Below are 2489 nucleotides of genomic sequence, written 5' to 3' on the forward strand. Positions count from 1 at the left end.
CGCCTGCACCCACAGTAGAAGGCGGTTTCACGATCAAACAGCCAGGACAGCGAACGCCCAGCTCAGCCAGTCACTACAAAGGAGCTACACCCATCTCGCTTTGGTGTCGGCACCGAGTTGGCGTTCCAGGACGGTGATCTGGTGACGCAGGATGAGGATCTCCACGTCTTTGTCCCGATCACTCATGGGCAGCAACCGCAGCGCGGCAAAGGCGTTCGTGACGGTCAGATAGGCCAAGCGAAGGAGCACAGCGGATCATCCTGCCGTACGCGCTTTCGTCTCCCGGGGGACCGGAGCTCGCGTACGCCAAGCAAAGCCCTCGCAGAGTCATGACCTGGGCGGATGTAATTGTCGGCAGGCCAGCCTCCCGAAGATGTCCCTCCGCCAGACATCGCTCAAGTCGATGGCACCGGCTTCGGCGAGTGCAGTAGATAGTTGAAGCGTCGCCATCCGCCGCCAGCCTCATCATCCAAGCGGCGGACGGCGCGCCGGTCTGCCAACCATAAACGTGGCCCGGTAGCGCGGCACGCCGATCAAAGGAAGAACCCATGATTGATGATAGCTATTCTAATTGGTTCCATCAGTACACCAGTAATATCCTCCTGCTTACCTGGTGCTCCGCAGCCACGACCGAGGATGTCCTGGCAGCCTGCGGCATCTCGCCTGAGATCACGGAGCCGATGAACTTCCTAGGTGGCGATATCGATATGCTCATTGGGCGTCTCGGCAACGGCACCATCATCATGGATTACAACGTCGATTACTTCACACCCAGGGCTCTCCCCACCCTAGCGCAGTACGGTCCTTGTCTAAGCGCTGCATGGTGCGACGAAGTTCCGGCGATAGTGTCCTACTATACTCACGCCGGTCGCCTAGTGCGATTCGACGCAAGCGAACGGGACTGGTACCCGGATCCCAATCTCGCCAGCGTCGAACAATGGATCGCCGCTACACCCGCCGGCACGGAAGCATGGGATAATCGCTGGCGCCGCGCCATTCTTATCACCGCCGAAGCGCTGCTGCAAGCTGCTATTGATGAAGAATGGATGCGATCCACACACGTCGGCGTTACATTCCCCGGATAAACACCTACCTCCGACTGGAGCCGAGAACGTTGCGCGAACATGCGCGGGTAGCGCAGGGCGAGGCTCAGCAGCCCGCGGGGGTAAGTGACAGCCCCGTTGAGGTTCCAGCCCCAGCAGAAGACCAACATGCCGAAATCATGACAAATAGAAAAGTCAAGAGTACGCAATGGCGCGCCGGACCCCGCGCCGCGTGCTCGTCGCGTGCTCTTCGACTATCGGGACCCGTGAACACCGGCCGACATTTTCAGACATTTTAAATGCGAAAAAATTCAGCAGAGCGATACAATTGAATACGTTGAAACATAGCGCGACAGAATACCTCGCGACTTTTAATCCGCAGGTTCGAGCTGCTGATTCGTCGCCATATGTTCCACGGTGACCACTGCCCACCATAGCTGGACACCTCCTACTGGTCCATCCACATGATGGTGGCCCGGATACATCTGCGCTGACTCCGCCCCATGGTCAAGTCTTTACTTCCGGCGATGTCCTATTTCAAGCCTGCGGCCAGGTATTTATATAGGTGACAGGGATCGGTGGCCCGGTGATCGGGCCGCACCAACGTGACACCCACGACAAAAAACACAGACACAGGCAGATCGGGATACCGTCCCGCACGCCGTCTTCTGGTTCCGTCCGGTCGGAGCCAGCGATCGGCTGTTGCGGGGCCGGCTGTCTCGTTTCGCCTGTCGGCGTTCCTGCGCATCTGCGCCAGGACCGCCTCTTTACTCATCGGCTTCGCGAAGAGCGGCACACCGCTGCCATCACGGCGCCGTGCCGCAGCGGCCTGTGCCCCCGTAACGCGGTGACCGTCGGATTCGGCTTGACCATCGCCATCCAGGTGGGCGTCGATACCCCGTGTCCGACACGGCCATCCATGCGGCGGGCTGATCACCACGGGCGTGCTCGCCCGATCACACCGCCGCATCGGCCACGCCGGATGGCCGCATCAACCCCCGTCCATCGCCGCCCGCACAGCGGCGATGACAACCGGGGCCATTACGGCCGCCCTATCCCAGCCAGCGCTGACCGTGGCCGACGGGGCCGGGGCTGTAGCCGACAGGGCCGCGCCGGGTGAACACCGGGCGGGACGTGACCGGAGGTCCGCCCCGGTTGCGCACCCGCGCCATGCCGAACACCGCCCAGGCCCACGCCCAGCCCGTCACCACGTCAGCCCGACCGAACAGCACCGAAAAGAACAGGAACGAGACACACGATGGCCGAAGGACGCACCTTCAAACGCTGCTCCTGCCGCGACGACGACGGCAAAGCGCTCGGGCAGCAATGCCCCAAGCTGCGCCGTCCTGGCGGCGGGTGGAGCTACCGGCACGGCATCTGGAACTACCAGATCGAACTCCCACCCACCCCGGACGGCAAGCGGCGCGGGCCGCTGCGCCGCGGCGG

General features: G+C 62.2%; 3 protein-coding genes and 1 pseudogene. 2 read left to right on the plus strand and 2 right to left on the minus strand.

Annotated elements, in window-relative coordinates:
* Positions 1-84: 84 nt before the first annotated feature.
* Positions 85-237 carry a hypothetical protein gene (locus C4V41_RS63835; protein WP_200825061.1) on the minus strand — a complete coding sequence of 51 codons (153 nt, stop codon included), beginning with the start codon at positions 235-237 and terminating at the stop codon, positions 85-87.
* A gap of 311 nt (positions 238-548) precedes the next feature.
* Here C4V41_RS63835 and C4V41_RS61595 point away from each other — a divergent pair, with 311 nt between their 5' ends.
* Positions 549-1085 carry a hypothetical protein gene (locus tag C4V41_RS61595; protein WP_146104314.1) on the plus strand — a complete coding sequence of 179 codons (537 nt, stop codon included), beginning with the start codon at positions 549-551 and terminating at the stop codon, positions 1083-1085.
* A 1010-nt stretch (positions 1086-2095) separates the two neighbouring features.
* Here C4V41_RS61595 and C4V41_RS60470 read toward each other — a convergent pair.
* On the minus strand, positions 2096-2275 hold the full coding sequence (locus tag C4V41_RS60470) for a hypothetical protein (RefSeq protein ID WP_103965012.1): 180 nt from the start codon (positions 2273-2275) through the stop codon (positions 2096-2098).
* 26 nt (positions 2276-2301) lie between these two features.
* Here C4V41_RS60470 and C4V41_RS60475 point away from each other — a divergent pair.
* Positions 2302-2489 (plus strand): annotated as a pseudogene (locus C4V41_RS60475) (tyrosine-type recombinase/integrase); the annotation flags it as partial.

It is taken from the genome of Nonomuraea solani, assembly GCF_900108335.1.
In the GTDB taxonomy this organism is placed as follows: domain Bacteria; phylum Actinomycetota; class Actinomycetes; order Streptosporangiales; family Streptosporangiaceae; genus Nonomuraea; species Nonomuraea solani.